Below are 20,864 nucleotides of genomic sequence, written 5' to 3' on the forward strand. Positions count from 1 at the left end.
GATCAGTGCGCCTTGTGCTCGATGGACGGGGCATCAGCCTGAAGCTTCTGCACATCGCCGACCGCCAGCTCGGCCGACTGACCACCCCAACCCTGACGCAGGTAGTTCAGCAGATCGGTCAGTTGTTCGGCACTGAGCTTGTCGGCAAAACCCGGCATCGGCTGCATGTGTTCGAACCCGGCGAATTTCTGTTCGCCGATGCCATCCTCGATCACTCGCAACAGGTTGCGCGGGTCTTCCAGACGCAGCGTGGTGTTGCCACGCATGGCCACCGCAATGTGCGGCTTACCCTCGCCACCGGCCGCGTGACAACCGGCGCAGACGTTCAAGTATTCCTGACGGCCGCGTTGAGCGCTGGCACTGAGTTTTTCCACCGGCACTTCGGTCAGCTCTTTCGCCGCCGGAGGCTTGTCGCCCAGCAGGAAAGTCGCCATCGCCGCCAGATCCGGATCATTCAGGCCCTGGGTGCTGTTGTGGAACACCGGGAACATCTCGTTGAACATCGTGCCCTGGGCGCTCATGCCGTGCTTGAGGAACGTGCTCAGGTCCTGATGATTCCAGCCGCGCGCCGCCAGATCCGTCGCCAGCAGGCTCGGCGCCAGATAGCCGTTGAGGATGCCGCCGGTCAGGCGTTTGTCCAACTGCATCGCGCCCGGCAGGCCGCGTGGCGTATGGCATTCGCCGCAATGGCCGAGCACTTCGACCATGTACTGGCCGCGTTTCCAGGCCTCGCTTTTGCCTTCGGCAGATTCGAGCTTCAAGGCTTTGCCGTACATCATGTTCCAGCCGATCAGGCCCGGACGCACGTTGAACGGAAAGCTCAGGCTCGTCACCGGCGCGGCACGCTCGATTGGCTCGATGGTTTTCAGATACGCGTGAATCGCATCCGAATCCGCACGCGGCATCAAGTGATACGAGGTGTACGGCATCGCCGGATAGAGGTTCGCGCCGTCACGACGCTTGCCTTCAGTCAGCGCAGCGAAAAACTCGTCGTCGTTGTACAAACCGATGCCGTGCTCTTTGCTTGGAGTGATGTTGGTGCCATAGATCGTGCCGAACGGCGACACGATCGGCAGGCCGCCGGCAAACGGCGCGCCGCCTGGTGCCGTGTGGCACGCCATGCAGTCAGCCGCGCGGGCGAGGTATTCGCCGCGCTTGACCTGATCATCCGCGTGCACCGCCAACACAGGCGCAGCCAGCCCGACCGCCAGGGTCAGGCGGGTCAGTAATTGCTTCATGCTTAGCCCTCCTTGACCAGGCCGAGATCGGTCAGCACGTTGCGGGTGGCGTTGTAGTAACGCACGTACCCGGTACAACGGCAGACGTGATGGCCGAGGCTGTCCTCGATGACTTGCTCCAGTTTGCTTTTGACGATTGGCTGGCGTTGCAGCTTTTCCACCAGCACGGTCGCGGCGTTGACGAAGCCCGGCGCGCAGTAGCTGCACTGGAAGGCGAATTCGTCGACGAAACGCTGCTGGATCGGGTTCAGCTCGGTGACCTGGCCTTGCTCGTCACGCTTGGCGTGGCCTTCGATGGTGCGGACATTCTTGCCCTCGAAGTAATGCGCGCCAGTGATGCAGGTGCGCACTTCTTCGCTGGTGCCGTCCGGGTTGTCGACGATCACCACACATGCGTGGCAGATGCCTTGGCCGCAGCCCAGGCGCGAGCCCGTGAGGTTCTTGTATTCGTGCAGGTAATCGATCATCGGCAGGTCATCAGGGATGTCCACCGGACCGACGGATTGACCGTTGAGGGTCAGTTGAAGCGGACGGTTAGCCATTGAGGGCCTCCTTGATGCGCGCAGCAGTGATTGGCAGATCGCGAACACGTTTACCGATGGCGTGGGCCACGGCGTTACCGATGGCACCGACCACCGGGATCATCACCACTTCGGCGATGCCTTTGGACGGGTCGCTTGGGGACAGCGGCGGCAGGATTTCCGACGTCTGTTTCCACACCGCCACATGCCGCGCCATCGGCAGGCGATAACGGTTGAAGTTCCAGTCACCCTCCCCCGGCCCGCCTTCGTACAGCGGCATCTCTTCCATCAAGGCGTGACCGATGCCCATGGCGATCCCGCCTTCGAGCTGGCCACGAACCAGTTCTTCGACCAGCACCCGGCCGCATTCCAGCCACGAGTGATGGTTGAGCACTTCGACTTCTGCCGAACCTTTGTTGACCTTCAACTCGACCAGCGTTGCGACCGGGCTGTAGTAAGTCACGGCGGCGTTGTTCAACTGAACTACCGGATAGGCGATATTCTGCCGATCCAGCAGGTGGAAACCGGCGCTGGTCATCTGCGCTTTCTTCGCCTTAGGGGCGCCGTCACCGTACTTCACCGCCAGACCGTCGAGCGGCAGACGCTCGCGCACGCCGTCGATGCTGTATTCGGCTTCGGCCCAGCTCCAGCGGTTGAAACCGTGGACCGTGGCGCCGGTGACCAGACCGCGCTCGTGAGCACGCTTGGCGAGCTCTTCGAAGGTCAGTGGCTGCATGCCATTGGCGGTCAGTTTGCCGTCGACCCAATGCGCATCTTCGCGACGCACCACGTAAGGGTTGGCTTGGCCGCCGTATGGGCCCTGACGCCAGATCTCCATCGCCGCCGGCCACAGACCGTGGTTGAACAACACGCGCGCCGCTTCACGGGTGGCGTGGCTGAAGTAATAGGCGGAGTTGGTCGCGGACGAGGCCGATGCCAGCTTGCCGACCCAGCGTGGGTTACGCAGGAAGTTGTCCTGCTCGGCCTGGCTCATGATGTAAGGGTTGCCGGCGGTCACCAGCTGCATCTCATCCCACTCGGTTTCGCCGGTCTTCACGTCGTGAGCCGCGCTGCCGAGGAAATCAGCCACCACCAACGCTTGCGAGGTGGACATGCCGGTGCCGATCTCGATGCCGATGTGACGCAGGGAGATGCGCCCGTCAGCGGTGAACTCGATGCTGGCCATCGGCGCTTCGGAACCGGTGCCGAAGTCTTTCTGGCAAATGGCGAAACCCACGCCATACCAGTTGTCCGGGTCTGCTGCTTCGCGCTGCTTCTTGATCGCGTCGCGGTTTTTCCACACTTCGTGCAGCGAAGCCTTGTCGAGAATCTCGTGCAGGCGCAACGCACCGGCCGGGATCGCGCCCTGGGTGTTTTTCATCCCCGAGCGCAGCGCGTTCTTGCGGCGCAGATCAATGGCATCGACACCAAGACGATCGGCGATTTCGTCGACCATCATCTCGGTGGAGGCCATGCTCTGCAGCGTGCCGTAGCCGCGCATCGAACCCGCTTCAACGGCGCGGGAATGGTACGCGGTGACCTGCAGGTCGTTCTGCGGCATGTAGTAGATCGACTGCGCCGCAGTAGCGCCAACGGCGGCCACCGACGGGCTGTAGTTGATCCGACCGCCACCGTCGACGCTCATCTCGGCACGGAAAATCTTGAAGCTGTGATCGGTCTTGTCCACCGCCAACTGATAGCGGATGTCGAACGGGTGGCGCTTGATGCCGCTCTGGAATTGCTCGTAACGGTCGTTGGCCAGGCGAATCGGCACACCTGCGCCGTACAACGCCGCCAGGGCCGCGTAGTAGACGAAAATATTGTGGTCCTTGGAACCGTAACCGACGGTATAACCCGGGTGCATGTTCAGGTTCGCCAGGCCGAAACGCGACGGCCCGATCATCTTCGCGGTCTCGGTGGCGGTTTCCAGCGGGCACTGAGTGGCGACGACGAAATGCAGGGTCTTGGTCGCCGGGTCGTACCAGCCGTTGCCGTTGTCCGGCTCCATCGCAGCAGGTTCGATCGACGGAGTTTTGTAGCGCTCGTCGAACACCAGCCAGTTGTCCGGCGGGGTGTCGATCTCTTTTTTCATGCGGTCGGCGTAGAACAGGCCGCGTTCGGTCAGGTTGCCGTGCAGGTTCGGCTGGGAATTCCACACCGGGCGACGGTTCTTCAGCATCGGGAACAGGATCGAATCCTTGAGGCTGGCGAACTCGTCTTCGTCCGCCGACGTCGGGCCACCGACGCGCACGTAGCGGAAGCTGCCATAGGGATCGCCTTCGTAGAACGGAACTTGCGCACCGTAACGAATCGCTTTGTCATTGAATTTGAGTTTGTTCTTGGCCTGACGGAAACGCTCGAAGTCGTTCCAGATCAGGATCGCGACCGGGTGGCCGATGAACATCGGCACTTTGCCTTCCGGCAGCAGAGGATCCGGTGCGTGCTCTTCAGGGAACACGATGCCGTCCTTGTCCAGGTCGGCGGCGGTAACGATACGATCAGGCTGCAGATCGGCGCCGAGCCACGACAGGTCGTAGCCGTCGTAGATGCGGTCGGCCTTGATGGTTTTCAGCAACATGGCGTGGCCTTGCTGCTGGGGCCAGCCCGGCATGTCCTTGGAACGGATGTCGCGGGCAAACACCTTGCTGCCGCAGACCTTGGACAAGGCATCGTTACGCTGGCGCGCCTTGCCGTTGTTGCCGAGCCACTGCTCGGACGGCACGGTCACGCTGTTTTCCATCAAGGCACCGAGCGCCTGACTGCTGAGCGGTGTGAGCGTAACGCTCACACCCGCCACCAGCCCGCCCTGAAGGAACGAGCGCCGGGATATTTCACGGTTGGACATGGATCATCCTCTGGGCGGTTATGGATCCGCCCTTCTGGTTATCTACTGGGAATCTCGAGTCTTGCAGAAGCCCTTTTTGGCTAAACAAAGGGCATGATGACAGTGCAAAGCTGACCGAAAGGTTAACTTTAAAGGTTTCTGCGCTCGCAGCAAACAACCAGTTACAAAAATTTGACCAAAGAATCAAAAATCAATGCGGCATCGCATCGCAGCGACCCATGGACGCAGGGGAGATTGCCGGGCGGCATCGAACGAGCCACGACTGACGATCATCGCTGGATTTCAGAGGAGGAATGTGGGGAAGGTCAAATTTCAGACACAAAAAACCCCGGTCTTTCGACCAGGGTCTTTGCTATCGATGCCGAATCAACCAGAGGTTGCTTTCGGTGTTTCAAGGCGTTCAGTGGTCCTTGAAACAGATATGGCGCAGCGGACGGGACTCGAACCCGCGACCCCCGGCGTGACAGGCCGGTATTCTAACCGACTGAACTACCGCTGCGTATCGCTTTGAGCTGACGCTCAAGTAACTCGTTTGACTGAAAGCTTCGGTGCTTTTCAATCGCGAACCAGATAGTGTCTGACTCGTTAAATATGGCGCAGCGGACGGGACTCGAACCCGCGACCCCCGGCGTGACAGGCCGGTATTCTAACCGACTGAACTACCGCTGCGCGTCGGTGCAGGCACTTTCAGCCTACGCTCTTGCTTACGCAAGTATCTCGGGAGTGGTGGGTGATGACGGGATCGAACCGCCGACATTCTGCTTGTAAGGCAGACGCTCTCCCAGCTGAGCTAATCACCCGTTTGCATCTCCGAGGCCGCGAAATTTACGCAGGTAGCGAACCTAAGTCAATAGCAGGATTGAAGTTTTTCTAAAAAAGACGAAATTGCTTCATTCCGTATAAATCATCTTCTTGGTCATGCCGCCATCGACCACGAATTCCTGCCCCGTCACAAACCCTGCATTCTTCGACAGCAACCACGCCACCATCGCCGCCACATCCTCGACCGTCCCTACCCTGCCCGCAGGATGCTGGGCATGATCGGTATCGGTCAGCGGCTCCGCGCGCCGGGCGGATGGATCCCGCGCATCGATCCAGCCCGGACTGACCGCATTGACGCGAATCTCCGGCCCCAAGCTGATCGCCAGCGCGTGAGTCAACGCCAGCAAACCACCCTTGCTCGCCGCATAGGCTTCCGTATCAGGTTCCGACTGCGCCGCACGGGTCGAGGCCAGATTGACGATCGCCCCGTTGTGCGCACGCAGATACGGCGCGCAGTGCTTGGCCAGCAACATCGGCCCACCAAGGTTCACCGCCAGCACCCGATTCCAGTAAGCCAGATCGAGGCTTTCCAGCGTGATGTTGTGCGGATCGGCCACGGCGGCATTGCACACCAACGCATCCAGACGACCGAACTGTCCCAGCACCTCAGCGACACCCAACGCCACCTGGCTTTCGTCCGCAACGTCCATGGCGATGAACCAGGCGTTTTCGCCCAGCACTTTCGCCACTTTCGAACCCCGCGCACGGTCCAGATCCGTCAACACCACCTGCCAGCCTTCGCTGATCAGCCATGCCGCGATACCCAGACCGATCCCGCGCGCGGCACCCGTGACCAATGCAACGCGGCCATGGGTGCCAATCTTTGGCGTAGACAATTCGATCACAACGCCGCCAGACCGCGCGACAGGTCGGCTTGCAGGTCAGCGACGTCTTCCAGACCGACCGCAATGCGGATCAGGCTGTCACGAATCCCCGCCGCTTCACGCTCCTGCGGCGCCAGACGGCCGTGGGACGTGGTGCTCGGATGGGTGATGGTGGTTTTGCTGTCACCCAGGTTGGCGGTGATCGAGATCAAACGGGTCGCATCGATGAAGCGCCAGGCGCCCTCTTTGCCGCCCTTCACCTCAAAGCTCACAACGGCGCCAAAGCCTTTCTGCTGACGCTGAGCCAGTTCGTGCTGCGGATGGCTCTTGAGGCCGGCGTAATGCACCTTCTCGATACCGTCCTGCTGCTCCAGCCATTCGGCCAGTTGCTGGGCGTTGGCGCAGTGCGCCTTCATCCGCAGGTTCAGGGTTTCCAGACCCTTGAGGAAGATCCAGGCGTTGAACGGGCTCAGGGTCGGCCCGGCGGTACGCAGGAAACCGACGATTTCTTTCATCTGCTCGCTGCGACCGGCAACCACGCCGCCCATGCAACGGCCCTGGCCATCGATGAACTTGGTGGCAGAGTGCACGACGATGTCTGCGCCCAATTTCAGCGGCTGCTGCAAGGCAGGCGTGCAGAAGCAATTGTCGACTACCAGCATCGCACCCTTGGCGTGCGCGATTTCCGACAGCGCGGTGATATCCACCAGCTCAGCCAACGGATTGGACGGCGACTCGACGAACAGCAATTTGGTGTTGGACTTGATCGCTGCGTCCCAGGCGGACAGATCGGCCAGCGGCACGTAATCGACTTCCACACCGAAACGCTTGAAGTACTTCTCGAACAGGCTGATGGTCGAGCCGAACACGCTGCGCGACACCAGCACATGATCGCCGGCACTGCACAGGCTCATCACCACCGCCATGATCGCTGCCATGCCCGTCGCCGTGGCTACGGCTTGTTCGGCACCTTCCAGCGCAGCAATTCGCTCTTCGAACGAGCGAACGGTCGGGTTGGTGTAACGCGAGTAAACGTTGCCCGGCACTTCCCCGGCAAACCGTGCGGCGGCGTCAGCGGCGGTACGGAACACGTAGCTGGAAGTGAAGAACATCGGATCACCGTGCTCGCCTTCCGGCGTACGGTGCTGACCGGCACGTACGGCCAGGGTATCGAACGCTACGCCTTCGAGGTCGCTGTCCAGCCGACCGGCATCCCATTCCTGACTCATGCTGTCACTCCTTGCCCTGTTCTCGATAAATAAAAGTCTTTTGCCAGATACAAAACCGGCCCCTAAGGGCCGGTTGAAACTCAGTTGTTGTACAGATCGATGATCGCACTGACCGCCTGGGTCTTGACCTTCGAGGCATCGTTGCGTGCCTGTTCGATCTTGTTCAGGTAAGCCTCGTCGACGTCGCCGGTGACGTACTTGCCGTCGAACACTGCGCAATCGAAGTTTTCGATCTTGATCTTGCCGCCGCCGACCGCTTCGATCAAGTCAGGCAGGTCCTGATAGATCAGCCAGTCAGCGCCGATCAGGTCAGCGACATCCTGAGTCGAACGGTTGTGCGCGATCAGCTCATGAGCGCTCGGCATGTCGATACCGTACACGTTCGGGAAGCGAACAGCCGGAGCCGCCGAGCAGAAGTAGACGTTTTTCGCGCCAGCTTCGCGGGCCATCTGGATGATCTGCTTGCAGGTGGTGCCGCGAACGATCGAGTCATCCACCAGCATCACGTTCTTGCCGCGGAATTCCAGTTCGATGGCGTTGAGCTTCTGGCGTACCGATTTCTTGCGCGCGGCCTGACCGGGCATGATGAAGGTACGGCCGATGTAACGGTTCTTGACGAAGCCTTCGCGGAATTTCACGCCCAGATGGTTGGCCAGCTCCAGCGCTGCGGTGCGGCTGGTGTCCGGAATCGGGATGACCACGTCGATGTCGTGCTCAGGACGCTCGCGCAGGATCTTCTCGGCCAGCTTCTCACCCATGCGCAGACGGGCCTTGTAGACCGACACGCCGTCGATGATCGAGTCCGGACGCGCCAGGTAGACGTGTTCGAAAATGCACGGGGTCAGGGACGGATTGGTCGCGCACTGACGGGTGTGCAGCTTGCCGTCTTCAGTGATGTAGACCGCTTCGCCCGGCGCCAGGTCGCGGATCAGGGTGAAACCGAGCACGTCAAGCGAAACGCTTTCGGAAGCGATCATGTACTCGACGCCTTCGTCGGTGTGACGCTGGCCGAACACGATCGGGCGGATGCCGTGCGGGTCACGGAAACCGACGATGCCGTAACCGGTCACCATCGCCACGACCGCGTAACCACCGACGCAACGGTTATGCACGTCGGTCACGGCGGCAAACACGTCTTCTTCGGTCGGTTGCAGCTTGCCGCGCTGGGCCAGCTCGTGAGCGAACACGTTCAGCAGCACTTCCGAGTCGGAACTGGTGTTGACGTGACGCAGATCGGATTCGTAGATCTCTTTGGCCAACTGTTCAACGTTGGTCAGGTTACCGTTGTGCGCCAGAGTGATGCCGTAAGGCGAGTTGACGTAGAACGGCTGAGCCTCGGCCGAGGTCGAGCTGCCGGCAGTCGGGTAACGGACGTGGCCGATACCCATGTGGCCGACCAGGCGCTGCATGTGACGCTGTTGAAACACGTCACGCACCAGGCCATTGTCCTTGCGCAAGAACAACCGGCCATCATGGCTGGTCACGATACCGGCAGCGTCCTGGCCGCGGTGCTGGAGCACGGTTAGCGCGTCATACAGCGCCTGATTGACGTTCGACTTACCGACGATACCGACGATGCCACACATGCGACGCAACCCCTACTTAATGGATCTGAACTGAACAACACTCACTGAGGCGTTTTGGCCGACGGCAAGAGTTGCTCCTTGAACGGAATATCAGCGGGTACGCTGATTCCGCTGGCAAGCCACTGACTGCTCCACCCGAGAATCAGGTTCTTGGACCAGTCTGCGACCAATAGAAACTTTGGCACGAGCTGTGATTCTTTCCACCACCCGTCCTGCTGTACCGGCCCCAGGCTCAACAGCCCGACCGCCACGACCACCAGCAACACGCCACGCGCAGCGCCGAAGGCCATGCCGAGGAATCGATCGGTCCCGGACAACCCGGTGACGCGAACCAACTCGCCGATAAGATAATTGATCATTGCGCCCACGATCAGTGTGGCGACAAACATGATGGCACAGCCCGTGATCACACGAGCCGACGGTGTTTGAATGTATCCGGCGAGGTATTCGGACAGTGAGCCACCGAACATCCAGGCAACGGCTCCTGCGATGATCCAGGTCACCAGCGACAATGCTTCTTTGACGAAGCCGCGGCTCAAACTGATCAAAGCGGAGATGGCGATGATTGCAACGATCGCCCAGTCAACCCAGGTAAATGGCACAGTGCAGCCTACAGACGGATAAGGCGGCGCATTTTAGCAGAGCGCAGGGCTGTCGGTAAGCTGCGAATGTCAGTGCATTTCAATCGGGGCGATAGATTTCAGCCACGCTCGGGCTGGAAGCGCACCACAAACCCCTTGAGGTTCTGCTGGCGGCTCAACAGATCGCGCAGACGATCGGCTTCGGCGCGATCGATCAGCGGACCGACGAACACCCGGTTCTTGCCATCGGCGGAACGGATGTAAGCGTTGTAACCCTGACTGCGCAAGGTTTTCTGCAGGCTTTCAGCGCTGGCACGGCTGGACAGACTGGCCAGTTGCACCGACCAGCTCACCGACAGGCCATTGGCATCGACGCGGCTTTGAGTGGTATCGGGTTTGGCAGACAGCGCAGCGATCGGCTGGGCCGGGGCCGTGGTTGGCTTGACCACGGGAGCTGGAGCAGGCGTCGGTGCAACCGGTTTGGCTACAGGCGCCGGAGCCGGGGCTGGCGCGGCGGAAGCAATCGGTGCCGCTGGCGCAGCCTGCTCGGCGACTTCGTCATCGCTCGGCACTGGCTCTTGCGGCAGAACCTGCGGCTCGGGCACGGCCACGGTTTCCATCTGGATCTGCGCCACGGCAGGCGCCTGCGGTGCGGCCGGCGCATCGACGGTTACCTGACGCTGCTCATCCTGACGGGAAAACAGCATCGGCAGGAAAATCACCGCCAGCGCCACCAGCACCAGGGCACCGACCATGCGCTGTTTGTACGCTTTATCCAGCAAAGCCATTTGCCGCTTCCTCCGTGGAGCGCCGAGACAGCCATTCGAGGGCCTCGGCGACACAATAAAATGATCCGAACAGCAAGATCTCGTCGTCGCTGGTGGCCACTGCACACTGCCCTTCCAGCGCAGCCGCCACACTGTCATAAGACGTGACCGACGCGCCAAGGTTCTGCAGTGCAACATTCAATTCAGCCACCGGACGCGCACGCGGCGAATCCAGCGGCGCCACCGCCCAATGCTGGACGCTGGCATTCAATTCACCGATGACACCGTCCAGATCCTTGTCCGCCAACAGGCCGAACACCGCCAGACGCTTGCCGACCGGTGGACGCGCAGCCAGACGCCGCGCCAGATACTCCGCCGCATGCGGGTTATGGCCAACGTCCAGCAGCAGGTTCAAGCGCTTGCCGTTCCATTCGAACGAACGACGATCCAGGCGACCGACCACGCAAGTCGCCTGCAACGCCGCAACAATCTGTTTGGCATCCCATGGCAAACCGAGCAGCAGATAAGCCTGCAACGCCAGCGCGGCGTTCTCCATCGGCAGATCAAGCAGCGGCAAATCACGCAACTCGACGACCTGACCGTCAGCATTAGTGCCGCGCCACTGCCAGAATTGATCCGTGATACCCAGATCGAAATCACGCCCGCGCAGGAAGAACGGGCAAGCAAGCTCGCGCGCCTTGTCCAGCAGGGGCTGTGGAGGATTCAGATCGCCGCACAGCGCAGGTTTGCCCTGACGGAAAATCCCGGCCTTCTCGAAGGCCACGGATTCGCGGGTATTGCCCAGGTAATCCGCATGGTCGACACCGATGCTGGTGACCAGCGCGATATCGGCATCGACCACGTTGACCGTGTCCAGACGCCCTCCCAGACCGACTTCCAGCACCACCGCATCGAGCCCGGCCTGTTGAAACAGCCAGAACGCCGCCAGGGTGCCCATTTCGAAGTAAGTCAGGGAAGTGTCGCCGCGCCCCGCCTCGACCGCCGCGAAGGCTTCGCACAGCTGCGCGTCAGTGGCTTCGACGCCATTGAGCTGCACCCGCTCGTTGTAACGCAGCAGGTGCGGAGAATTGTAGACACCGACGCTCAGGCCCTGCGCCCGCAGCAATGAAGCCACGAAAGCGCAGGTCGAACCCTTGCCGTTGGTGCCGGTGACCGTAATCACCCGAGGCGCCGGCTGGCCCAGTCCCATGCGGGACGCTACCTGTTGCGAACGCTCCAGCCCCATGTCGATGGCCGATGGATGCAACTGTTCAAGGTAGGCGAGCCACTCGCCAAGGGTGCGCTCGGTCATACGTTGGCAGGCACCGGCGGAACGACGATCGGCTCGATCGGCGCGGCAACGAAGGTCGGGGTCGGCTTGCCGGTCAGTTGCGCCAGCAGGTTGCCCAGACGCGGACGCAGTTCGCGACGGTCGATGATCAGGTCGATTGCACCGTGCTCCAGCAGGAACTCGCTGCGCTGGAAGCCTTCCGGCAGTTTTTCACGCACGGTCTGCTCGATCACGCGCGGACCGGCGAAGCCGATCAGGGCTTTAGGCTCGCCGACGATCACGTCGCCCAGCATCGCCAGACTGGCGGAAACGCCGCCGTAGACCGGGTCGGTCAGCACGGAGATGAACGGAATGCCTTCTTCACGCAGACGCGCCAGCACAGCCGAAGTCTTGGCCATCTGCATCAGCGAGATCAGGGCTTCCTGCATCCGCGCGCCACCGGAGGCGGAGAAGCAGACCATCGGGCAACGGTTTTCCAGCGCGTAGTTGGCGGCGCGTACGAAGCGCTCACCGACGATGGCGCCCATGGAACCGCCCATGAAGCTGAATTCGAACGCCGAAACCACGACAGGCATGCCCAGCAGGGTGCCGCTCATGGAAACCAGTGCGTCTTTCTCGCCGGTCTGCTTCTGGGCAGCGACCAGACGGTCCTTGTACTTCTTGCCGTCGCGGAATTTCAGACGGTCAACCGGCTCCAGGTCGGCGCCCAGTTCGGCACGGCCTTCGGCGTCCAGGAAGATGTCGATGCGCGCACGTGCACCGATGCGCATGTGGTGGTTGCACTTAGGGCAAACGTCCAGGGTCTTTTCCAGCTCCGGACGATACAGCACAGCCTCGCAGGACGGGCATTTGTGCCACAGACCTTCAGGGACCGAGCTCTTCTTGACCTCGGAACGCATGATCGAAGGGATCAGCTTGTCTACCAACCAGTTGCTCATGCTTTCTTTCTCCAGTACCGGCGGCCCGAACGCTCTGGTTCGCGGCCCCGCGTATGCCCTTCAGCTAAATTCATGTGTGGCGATGATCGGCCGGGCTGCCGGGTCAGCGGAACTGACCTGCGTACACCCCGAAAAGACCCTCAGCCTCTTTTCTACAGAGCTGTGGACGGCGGCAGTCTGCCAGCCGTCACATCAGCGTACGGCGTTGATGAATGCACGAATCTTTGCGTGATCCTTGATGCCCTTGCTCGCCTCTACCCCGCCGCTGACATCCACGGCATAAGGCCGCACCCGGGCGATCGCATCGGCGACGTTCTCCGGCGTCAGGCCGCCGGCCAGAATCAACGGTTTGCTCAAGCCTTGCGGAATCAATGACCAGTCGAACGCCTCGCCGGTTCCGCCGGGCACGCCTTCGACATAAGTGTCGAGCAGCACACCGCTGGCGCTCGGGTAGGCGTTGCAAGCGGCGGCGATGTCATCGCCGGCCTTGACCCGCAAGGCCTTGATGTACGGCCGGTGCCAGCCTTCGCAGTCGGCGGCGGTTTCGTCGCCGTGAAACTGCAGCAGATCCAGCGGCACGGCATCGAGGACTTCCCCGAGCTCGCAGCGGCTGGCATTGACGAACAGCCCGACCGTGGTCACGAACGGCGGCAATGCGGCGATGATCGCCCGCGCCTGCTGCACGGTCACGGCCCGCGGACTTTTAGCGTAGAACACAAAACCGATGGCATCGGCCCCGGCCTCGACGGCTGCCAACGCATCTTCTATGCGGGTAATCCCGCAAATCTTGCTGCGAACGGCCGACATGTCGATAAAAACCCCAAGGCAAATCCGAGAAAGTCCCGGATGGTAACAAATGCGTTCGAGGGCGTCAGCCGTCAAGTTCCGAGAAACCCGTAAGGAAATGTGGCCCGATGAAACGCTCGGGCAACGGGAACTCGTCGTGGTACTCGACCTGCACCAGATACAGGCCGAACGGATGCGCCGTGACCCCGCCGGAACGCCGCTCGCGGCTCTCCAGCACTTCTTTCATCCACTCCACCGGCCGCTCGCCGGCACCGATGGTCATCAGCACCCCGGCAATGTTGCGCACCATGTGGTGCAGGAACGCGTTGGCGCGGATATCCAGAACGATCATTTTGCCGTGACGGGTCACGCGCAGGTGGTGCATCTTCTTGATCGGCGACTTGGCCTGGCACTGGCCGGCACGGAAGGCACTGAAATCATGGGTACCGATCAGGTACTGCGCGGCTTCGGCCATGCGCTCGACGTCCAGCGGACGGTGATTCCAGGTGATTTCTTCGTTGAGATGCGCCGGGCGGATCTGATCGTTGTAGATCACGTAGCGATAGCGCCGGGCAATCGCCTTGAATCGCGCATGGAAATGCGCCGGCATGATCTTCGCCCAACTGACGCTGATGTCGTGGGGTAGATTGATGTTGGCGCCCATGACCCAGGCTTTCAGCGAACGGTCGACCTGGGTATCGAAATGCACCACTTGCCCGCAGGCATGCACACCGGCATCGGTGCGACCGGCACATTGCAGCGAGATCGGCGAGTCGGCGACCTTCGACAGGGCTTTTTCCAGGGTTTCCTGCACGGTGAGCACACCGGTGGACTGGCGCTGCCAGCCGCTGTAGCGCGAGCCCTTGTATTCAACGCCCAGCGCGACGCGGAAAAAGCCTTCGGGTGCCATTTCGGCGGCCGGGTTATCTATGTTTGCCAAGTCGGTACAGCCTGCTGATCTACAAAGCCGGGCATTATAAGGCGGCGGGACGGGGAAACCAGACCCAAACAAAAACGGCAGCCTCATGGGCTGCCGTTTTGTTTACCGCTGAATGCCGACTCAGGCCAGATGCGAAAGCATTTCGCTCGCTTCGCTCTTCTGCTTGTCGTTCCCCTCGCTGATGACTTCATTGAGGATGTCGCGCGCGCCGTCGTTGTCGCCCATGTCGATGTAGGCCTGAGCCAGATCGAGCTTGGTTGCGGCTTCGTCGGTCCCGGACAGGAAGTCGAAGTCATCCTCACCCAGATCATCACCCAGCGCGGCATCAGCTTCGGTGAAGCTTGGCTCGTTGATGCTGCTCGACAGACGATCCAGCTCGGCGTTGACGTCGTCCAGTTCAGCGGCGAACGCATCCGGCTCGGCAGGCGCCGCGTCCATTTCGTCAGCCAGGGACAGGTCGAAATCGGCTGGCAGCTCCAGATCGTCCTGCGGCACGTCGGCCACGGTTGGGGTTTCGACCAGCGGCAGATCCTTCACGCCCTCGTCCAGATCCAGCAGGAAGTCATCGTCTGCCAACTCGACCGGCGCAGGCGCCGGATCGGCGCCGAGGTCCAGATCCAGGTCGAAGTCCGACAGGTCGTCGAGGTTTTCCTTGATGTCGGTCTGCTGTTGCAGCACCGACTCGAAGCTCAGGTCGTCGTCAGTCGGGAACGCGTCCAGCTCGACCGGCGCTTCCGGCTCGACAGCCGCCACAGGCTCAACCGGCGTGATGTTGTCGAGATCGTCGAGGCTCAGGTCGAAAGCGCTGTCCAGTTCGTCATCAGCCGCAGCAGGCGCTTCAGGCTCGTCAAGCAACAGCTCCTTGACGTAATCCTCGTCCAGCTCGGCGGCAATGGCCGCTGCCGCCAGACCGCTGGCCGCGACGACCGCCATGGCCGGGAAGCGGCTTTTCAGCTCTTCGACCTTGGCGAAGTTGTCGCCATTGGCAACCAGTTGACGCTCCTGACCGACGAAGGCATCGCGATCACCTTGGCGACCGTAAACTTCCATCAATTTCAGACGCAGATCGCTGCGCTGCGGCTCCAGACTCACGCCCTCCTCCAGCAGCGCGGCCGCTTGATTCAGGCGACCGCCGTCGATGTGCGACTGCGCCTTGTCCAGCACGTCGTCGGAACGCTCGGCGGCCGGCGCCACCAACGGCGCGGCGATCGGCTCGGCCATCACCACTGGCGCAACTACAGCAGCAGCGGCGGCAGGCGCCGGAGCTGGAGCTGGAGCTGGAGCTGGAGCTGGAGCTGGAGCTGGAGTCAGCTTGACGCTGGCAGCTGGCACTTCCAGACCTTCGAAGCTGCTTTCCGGCAGATCGAGGTCCTGGGAGAAGGATTGCTCCTCCAGCGCACGGGCCATGCGCAGGTGTTTTTCGGCTTCCTGTTGCGCCTTGCGGCGACGGGCCAGCAGCAACAGCAGGAGCAGCAGAACCACTGCGCCGCCACCGACCAGACCCAGCAGGATCGGATTGGTCAGCAGTTCGTTGAAGGTTTTCTCGTCATCGGCGGCGGGCGTCGTTTCAACCACAGGCTCGACAACCGGCTCGACCGGTGCCGGAGCAGCAGCCTCAGGCGCGGCCGGGGCCGCCTCTGCCGGAGTAGCCGGCGGCGTGGCCGCCAGTTCCGCGGTGATCGCCGGCACTACTGGCGCAGTCGCGGTGGCTGGAGCAGCGCCCGAACCTTCGGCCTGCATTTTCGCCAGTTGATTGTTCTTCAGCTCGATCAGGCGTTGCAGCTTGTCCAGCTGACTTTGCAGATCGGCCATGCGGCTTTTCAGTTCTTCGTTGTCACGACGGGTGGTGTCGAGACTTTCCTGAGTGACCGCCAGCTTGTTGCTCAGGGCCTTGGCATCGCCGGCCGGGCCCTTGCCACGCGCCTTGGCGCTTTCGGCGGACACCAGGCTCAGGTTGTCCTTGGCGTTTTGCGCAGCAGCGGTATTGGCGCGACCACGATTGGTCGCATCGAGTTGCTGCTGACCGGTGCCCGGCTTGGCCACATAACGACGGCCCTGACGCCAGGCTTCGTTCTGCGCCGCCACTTCGGCAATCGCCTTGGACTGCGGCAGTGCGGTGCTTTGCACCTGATCCGGAAGACGCAGCACCTGACCGGTTTTCAGGCGGTTGATGTTGCCGCCGATGAACGCGTCCGGGTTCAAAGCCTGGATCGCCAGCATGGTCTGCTGCACCGAACCGCCAGTGCGCGCCTTGGCGGCGATTTCCCACAGGGTGTCGCGCGGCGTGGTGGTGTGGGTCGAATGCGTGGCGCCGGTGGTCGGTGCGGTGATGGTTTGCGCTGGCGCTGGTTGAGCGGCGGCGTCAGCGGTCTGCGGCGAGAACTTCGACGGATCCAGCAGCACGCTGTAATCACGCAGCAGACGGCCGTTCGGCCACATCACCTGCACGAGGAATTTCACCATCGGTTCCGACAGCGGCTTGCTCGACGTTACGCGCAGCACGCTTTTGCCGCTGGCGTTGAGCACCGGGGTGAAAGTCAGATCATTGAGGAAGGCCTGGCGATCGACGCCGGCCTTGGCGAAATCTTCGGGCGAGGCCAGGTTCGGCACCACTTCGGCAGCGGTCAGATCCTTGACATCGAGCAGCTCGATTTCCGCCACCAGCGGCTGGTTCAGGGTCGACTTCAGGGTCAGCTCCCCGAGCCCGAGGGCATGCGCCATACCGGAGGACAGCGCCGAGGCGGCCGCTATTGCTAACACCAGTTTGCGAACTTGAACCATAGCCTCTTCCTTTGTTTGAACGTTCCTCGGCCAGCGAGAAGATATTGATTGTCGCTGCCGTAAGGCATTGCGCGCGACGACGACAGCATGCCGCGCGCGATCATTTCTTTGATGCCCCGGAAAGTCCCGGAGGGTGACACGTCATCGAGTGCTCCGGCCAAGCATAGCGCTCGCCTAGAATCAGTCGACAAATTGTTGCCAAGTATCTTTTACAGCAGGTCTTTTATCAACAACTCGGCGACCTGCACGGCGTTGAGGGCCGCACCTTTGCGTACGTTATCTGACGTCAGCCACAGATTAAGTTCCGACGGTTCGTCGACACCGGCACGCACGCGCCCGACGTAGACCACGTCCTGCCCCACCGCGTCACCGACGGCGGTTGGATAATCGCCGGCCTCGACCAGCTCGATACCCTCGGCCTCTTCAAGCGCAGCATTGACCTTTTCCAGGTCGACCGCGCTCGCTGACTGCAAGGTCACGCTAAAGCTATCGCCAAAAAACACCGGGGCTTGAACGCAAGTTGCGGAAATCTTTAATAAAGGCTTGGCCAGCACCTGACGCAGCTCGCGAACCAGACGTTTTTCCAGCAGCGTATGGCCCTGCGTGTCCGGCGTACCAACCTGAGCCAGCAGGTTGAAAGCCATCTGCCGGTCGAAGAAAGTCGGCTCCAGCGGACGCATGTTCAGCAGTTCGGCGGTCTGGCGCGCCAGCTCGGTCACGGCTTCGCGGCCTTGGGCAGAAACCGCCAGATTGGCGGTGACATGCACGTATTGCAGCTCGATCAGATCGAGCAGCGGCGCCAGCACCACAGCCAACGTAGTAGCCGACGGGCTCGGGCTGCTGACCTGGAACGGTACTTTCAAACCGGCCAGCACATCGGCATTGGCTTCCGGCACCACTTGCGGCGCCTGATCCGCCGGCAAGGCGCCAGACAAATCAACCAGCGAGCAACCTGCCGCATGCGCACGGGCGGCGTAACTCAAAGTGATGGCCGGGCCGGCGGCAAAGAACGCAAGCTTGACCTTGCTGAAATCGAACTCGTCGACTTCGCGCACGCGCACGTTCTTGTTGCGAAACAGCACCGAGCTGCCCGCGGATTCGCTGCTGGCCAGCAGGTGCAACGTGCCGACCGGGAAATCGCGCTCTTCGAGAATCTGCACGAGGGTTTCGCCGACAGTACCGGTGGCGCCGATCACGGCAATATCAAGGGTCTGGGTCATGTTGCTACCTCTGGCGAAACGGGGGGAGCGGCACTTTACCGGGTGAGTCGCACACAGGCAATTCGCGCCCGCCACGAAGAGCGGACGCGGAGCGTCCATGGCTGCATTCCCACGCAGAGCGTGGGAACGATCAACAGGTACAAAAAAACCCGCGCCTCTTGCAAGGCGCGGGTTCTTTCATTGCATCAAGCGATCAACGCTCAAGCAGGATCCGCAGCATGCGGCGCAGCGGTTCGGCCGCGCCCCACAGCAGTTGGTCGCCGACGGTGAAAGCACCGACGAACTGCGAACCCATGTTCAGCTTGCGCAGACGACCGACCGGTACGTTCAGGGTGCCGGTGACTTTCGTCGGGCTCAGCTCCTGCATGCTGATTTCGCGCTGGTTAGGCACCAGCTTGACCCAAGGGTTGTGCTGGCTGATCAGCCCTTCGATGTCGGCGATCGGCACATCTTTGTTCAGCTTGATGGTCAGCGCCTGGCTGTGGCAACGCATGGCGCCGATGCGCACGCAGATGCCGTCGACCGGGATCGGGCTCTTGAAGCGACCGAGGATCTTGTTGGTCTCGGCCTGGGCCTTCCACTCTTCACGGCTCTGGCCGTTCGGCAGCTCCTTGTCGATCCACGGGATCAGGCTGCCGGCCAGCGGTACGCCGAAGTTTTCGGTCGGGTACGCGTCGCTGCGCATGGCGTCGGCCACACGACGGTCGATGTCGAGGATCGCGCTGGCAGGATCAGCCAGTTGATCGGCGACAGCGGCGTGGGTCGCACCCATCTGCTTGATCAGTTCACGCATGTTCTGCGCGCCGGCACCGGAGGCCGCCTGATAGGTCATGGCGCTCATCCACTCCACCAGACCGGCCTCGAACAGACCGCCCAGGCCCATCAGCATCAGGCTGACGGTGCAGTTGCCGCCGATGTAGTTCTTGGTGCCCGCGTCGAGCTGCTGGTCGATGACCTTGCGGTTGACCGGATCGAGGATGATGACGGCGTCGTCGTTCATCCGCAGGCTCGAGGCCGCGTCGATCCAGTAACCCTGCCAGCCGGCTTCGCGCAGCTTCGGGAACACTTCGCTGGTGTAGTCGCCGCCCTGGCAGGTCAGGATCACGTCGAGGGTCTTCAGCTCTTCAATGCTGTAAGCGTCCTTGAGCGGAGCAATGTCCTTGCCCACGGACGGGCCTTGGCCACCGACATTGGAAGTGGTGAAAAACACCGGCTCGATAAGATCGAAATCCTGCTCTTCCAGCATCCGCTGCATGAGCACGGAACCGACCATGCCGCGCCAACCGATCAGACCTACACGTTTCATCGCAACTACACCTTCTTGAAAAGTGGGCCGCTGCTTTGTATTGAATTTCGCAGCGGGCCCGAGAGATTACAGATTCCGCAGCGCGGCGACTACTGCGTCACCCATTTCCTGCGTACCGACTTTAGTGCAACCGGTCGAAAAGATGTCGCCGGTGCGCAGACCTTGATCCAGCACCACGCTGACCGCTTTCTCGATGGCATCCGCCGCTTGGTGCAGATTGAAGCTGTAACGCAGCATCATCGACACCGACAGAATGGTCGCCAGCGGGTTGGCGATGCCTTTGCCGGCGATGTCCGGCGCCGAACCGTGGCAAGGCTCGTACATGCCCTTGTTGTTGGCGTCCAGCGAGGCCGACGGCAGCATGCCGATGGAACCGGTGAGCATCGACGCTTCGTCGGACAGGATGTCGCCGAACATGTTGTCGGTGACGATCACGTCGAACTGCTTCGGCGCACGCACCAGTTGCATGGCGGCGTTGTCGACGTACATGTGGCTCAGCTCGACGTCCGGGTAATCCTTGGCGACCTGCTCGACCACTTCACGCCACAGTTGGCTGGACGCCAGTACGTTGGCCTTGTCCACCGAGCACAGCTTCTTGCCACGCACGCGGGCCATGTCGAAACCGACACGGGCGATACGGCGGATTTCGCTTTCGCTGTACGGCAGCGTGTCGTAGGACTGACGCTCGCCGTTTTCCAGGGTACGGGTGCCACGCGGCGCGCCGAAATAGATGCCGCCGGTCAGCTCACGGACGATCAGGATGTCCAGGCCGGCAACGATTTCCGGCTTCAGGCTCGAAGCGTCAGCCAGTTGCGGGTACAGGATCGCCGGACGCAGGTTGCCGAACAGGCCCAGTTGCGCACGGATTTTCAGCAGGCCGCGCTCAGGGCGGATGTCACGCTCGATGGTGTCCCATTTCGGGCCGCCCACGGCGCCCAGCAGCACAGCGTCGGCTGCGCGGGCACGCTCGAGGGTTTCGTCGGCCAGCGGCACGCCGTGCTTGTCGATGGCGGCGCCACCGATCACGTCATGGCTCAGCTCGAAGCCCAGGCTGTACTTGTCGTTGGCCAGTTCCAGCACCTTGACCGCTTCGGCCATGATTTCCGGACCAATACCGTCGCCTGGGAGAATCAGAATCTGCTTGCTCATGCTTTCCTCGTGTCTTCAGTCGGTGCGCCATCGACTGGCG

16 protein-coding genes and 3 tRNA genes are annotated in these 20,864 nt (G+C 61.7%); all 19 read right to left on the reverse strand.

The window, feature by feature from the left end:
* Positions 1 to 2: 2 nt before the first annotated feature.
* The 19 genes from K5E37_RS17170 to leuB all read right to left on the reverse strand — a co-directional run bounded on the left by K5E37_RS17170 (position 3) and on the right by leuB (position 20,824).
* Positions 3 to 1,238: a cytochrome c gene (locus K5E37_RS17170; protein ID WP_085607850.1), complete on the reverse strand. Its 1,236-nt coding sequence runs from the start codon at positions 1,236 to 1,238 to the stop codon at positions 3 to 5.
* Positions 1,239 to 1,240: 2 nt separating this feature from the next.
* Positions 1,241 to 1,780 carry a (2Fe-2S)-binding protein gene (locus K5E37_RS17175; protein ID WP_085607852.1) on the reverse strand — a complete coding sequence of 180 codons (540 nt, stop codon included), beginning with the start codon at positions 1,778 to 1,780 and terminating at the stop codon, positions 1,241 to 1,243.
* Positions 1,773 to 4,604, reverse strand: a complete 2,832-nt coding sequence (locus K5E37_RS17180) for a xanthine dehydrogenase family protein molybdopterin-binding subunit (RefSeq protein ID WP_221534612.1) — start codon at positions 4,602 to 4,604, stop codon at positions 1,773 to 1,775. Before K5E37_RS17180 ends, K5E37_RS17175 begins: the two co-directional genes overlap by 8 nt.
* 422 nt (positions 4,605 to 5,026) lie before the next feature.
* Positions 5,027 to 5,103, reverse strand: a tRNA-Asp gene (locus K5E37_RS17185).
* A gap of 93 nt (positions 5,104 to 5,196) precedes the next feature.
* Positions 5,197 to 5,273, reverse strand: a tRNA-Asp gene (locus tag K5E37_RS17190).
* A gap of 55 nt (positions 5,274 to 5,328) precedes the next feature.
* A tRNA-Val gene (locus K5E37_RS17195) sits at positions 5,329 to 5,404 on the reverse strand.
* A 90-nt stretch (positions 5,405 to 5,494) separates the two neighbouring features.
* Positions 5,495 to 6,271 (reverse strand): SDR family oxidoreductase, encoded by a 777-nt coding sequence (locus K5E37_RS17200; protein ID WP_007956470.1) that lies wholly within the window; start codon positions 6,269 to 6,271, stop codon positions 5,495 to 5,497.
* The gene (locus K5E37_RS17205; RefSeq protein ID WP_179692061.1) at positions 6,268 to 7,479 is read right to left on the reverse strand and encodes an O-succinylhomoserine sulfhydrylase; all 1,212 of its coding nucleotides are present in this window, start codon (positions 7,477 to 7,479) and stop codon (positions 6,268 to 6,270) included. The genes K5E37_RS17200 and K5E37_RS17205 overlap by 4 nt, the downstream gene beginning before the upstream one ends.
* An 80-nt stretch (positions 7,480 to 7,559) precedes the next feature.
* Entirely contained in the window at positions 7,560 to 9,065 is a 1,506-nt protein-coding gene (gene purF / locus K5E37_RS17210) for an amidophosphoribosyltransferase (protein WP_007956466.1), read from the reverse strand.
* A 41-nt stretch (positions 9,066 to 9,106) separates the two neighbouring features.
* Positions 9,107 to 9,667 carry a CvpA family protein gene (locus K5E37_RS17215; RefSeq protein WP_007956464.1) on the reverse strand — a complete coding sequence of 187 codons (561 nt, stop codon included), beginning with the start codon at positions 9,665 to 9,667 and terminating at the stop codon, positions 9,107 to 9,109.
* Positions 9,668 to 9,765: 98 nt separating this feature from the next.
* Positions 9,766 to 10,434, reverse strand: coding sequence for an SPOR domain-containing protein (locus K5E37_RS17220; RefSeq protein ID WP_221534614.1), 669 nt, complete (start codon positions 10,432 to 10,434; stop codon positions 9,766 to 9,768).
* Complete coding sequence (folC, locus tag K5E37_RS17225) at positions 10,418 to 11,725, reverse strand: bifunctional tetrahydrofolate synthase/dihydrofolate synthase (RefSeq protein WP_221534615.1); 1,308 nt, start codon at positions 11,723 to 11,725, stop codon at positions 10,418 to 10,420. The genes K5E37_RS17220 and folC overlap by 17 nt, the downstream gene beginning before the upstream one ends.
* Positions 11,722 to 12,642 (reverse strand): acetyl-CoA carboxylase, carboxyltransferase subunit beta, encoded by a 921-nt coding sequence (gene accD / locus K5E37_RS17230; RefSeq protein ID WP_007956457.1) that lies wholly within the window; start codon positions 12,640 to 12,642, stop codon positions 11,722 to 11,724. Before accD ends, folC begins: the two co-directional genes overlap by 4 nt.
* A gap of 192 nt (positions 12,643 to 12,834) precedes the next feature.
* Positions 12,835 to 13,449: a phosphoribosylanthranilate isomerase gene (locus tag K5E37_RS17235; protein WP_221534617.1), complete on the reverse strand. Its 615-nt coding sequence runs from the start codon at positions 13,447 to 13,449 to the stop codon at positions 12,835 to 12,837.
* Positions 13,450 to 13,513: 64 nt separating this feature from the next.
* On the reverse strand, positions 13,514 to 14,338 hold the full coding sequence (gene truA / locus K5E37_RS17240) for a tRNA pseudouridine(38-40) synthase TruA (protein WP_192564970.1): 825 nt from the start codon (positions 14,336 to 14,338) through the stop codon (positions 13,514 to 13,516).
* A gap of 150 nt (positions 14,339 to 14,488) precedes the next feature.
* Positions 14,489 to 17,149, reverse strand: a complete 2,661-nt coding sequence (locus tag K5E37_RS17245; protein WP_221534619.1) for a FimV/HubP family polar landmark protein — start codon at positions 17,147 to 17,149, stop codon at positions 14,489 to 14,491.
* A 209-nt stretch (positions 17,150 to 17,358) separates the two neighbouring features.
* Positions 17,359 to 18,369 (reverse strand): aspartate-semialdehyde dehydrogenase, encoded by a 1,011-nt coding sequence (locus tag K5E37_RS17250; RefSeq protein ID WP_221534621.1) that lies wholly within the window; start codon positions 18,367 to 18,369, stop codon positions 17,359 to 17,361.
* A gap of 193 nt (positions 18,370 to 18,562) precedes the next feature.
* The gene (asd, locus tag K5E37_RS17255; RefSeq protein WP_085607866.1) at positions 18,563 to 19,675 is read right to left on the reverse strand and encodes an aspartate-semialdehyde dehydrogenase; all 1,113 of its coding nucleotides are present in this window, start codon (positions 19,673 to 19,675) and stop codon (positions 18,563 to 18,565) included.
* Positions 19,676 to 19,741: 66 nt separating this feature from the next.
* On the reverse strand, positions 19,742 to 20,824 hold the full coding sequence (gene leuB, locus K5E37_RS17260) for a 3-isopropylmalate dehydrogenase (RefSeq protein WP_085607868.1): 1,083 nt from the start codon (positions 20,822 to 20,824) through the stop codon (positions 19,742 to 19,744).
* Positions 20,825 to 20,864: the final 40 nt, after the last annotated feature.

This window comes from Pseudomonas sp. RIT778 (assembly GCF_019718735.1).
GTDB classification, from domain to species: Bacteria; Pseudomonadota; Gammaproteobacteria; order Pseudomonadales; family Pseudomonadaceae; genus Aquipseudomonas; species Aquipseudomonas aphyarum.

Excerpts from the sequence above, each read along its gene's own strand:
- K5E37_RS17245 (WP_221534619.1), bottom strand. The coding sequence starts at position 17,149 with ATGGTTCAAGTTCGCAAACTGGTGTTAGCAATAGCGGCCGCCTCGGCG.
- accD (WP_007956457.1), bottom strand. The coding sequence starts at position 12,642 with ATGAGCAACTGGTTGGTAGACAAGCTGATCCCTTCGATCATGCGTTCC.
- K5E37_RS17250 (WP_221534621.1), bottom strand. The coding sequence starts at position 18,369 with ATGACCCAGACCCTTGATATTGCCGTGATCGGCGCCACCGGTACTGTC.
- purF (WP_007956466.1), bottom strand. The coding sequence starts at position 9,065 with ATGTGTGGCATCGTCGGTATCGTCGGTAAGTCGAACGTCAATCAGGCG.
- K5E37_RS17220 (WP_221534614.1), bottom strand. The coding sequence starts at position 10,434 with ATGGCTTTGCTGGATAAAGCGTACAAACAGCGCATGGTCGGTGCCCTG.
- K5E37_RS17235 (WP_221534617.1), bottom strand. The coding sequence starts at position 13,449 with ATGTCGGCCGTTCGCAGCAAGATTTGCGGGATTACCCGCATAGAAGAT.
- asd (WP_085607866.1), bottom strand. The coding sequence starts at position 19,675 with ATGAAACGTGTAGGTCTGATCGGTTGGCGCGGCATGGTCGGTTCCGTG.
- truA (WP_192564970.1), bottom strand. The coding sequence starts at position 14,338 with ATGGCACCCGAAGGCTTTTTCCGCGTCGCGCTGGGCGTTGAATACAAG.
- K5E37_RS17175 (WP_085607852.1), bottom strand. The coding sequence starts at position 1,780 with ATGGCTAACCGTCCGCTTCAACTGACCCTCAACGGTCAATCCGTCGGT.
- K5E37_RS17205 (WP_179692061.1), bottom strand. The coding sequence starts at position 7,479 with ATGAGTCAGGAATGGGATGCCGGTCGGCTGGACAGCGACCTCGAAGGC.
- K5E37_RS17170 (WP_085607850.1), bottom strand. The coding sequence starts at position 1,238 with ATGAAGCAATTACTGACCCGCCTGACCCTGGCGGTCGGGCTGGCTGCG.
- K5E37_RS17180 (WP_221534612.1), bottom strand. The coding sequence starts at position 4,604 with ATGTCCAACCGTGAAATATCCCGGCGCTCGTTCCTTCAGGGCGGGCTG.
- leuB (WP_085607868.1), bottom strand. The coding sequence starts at position 20,824 with ATGAGCAAGCAGATTCTGATTCTCCCAGGCGACGGTATTGGTCCGGAA.
- folC (WP_221534615.1), bottom strand. The coding sequence starts at position 11,725 with ATGACCGAGCGCACCCTTGGCGAGTGGCTCGCCTACCTTGAACAGTTG.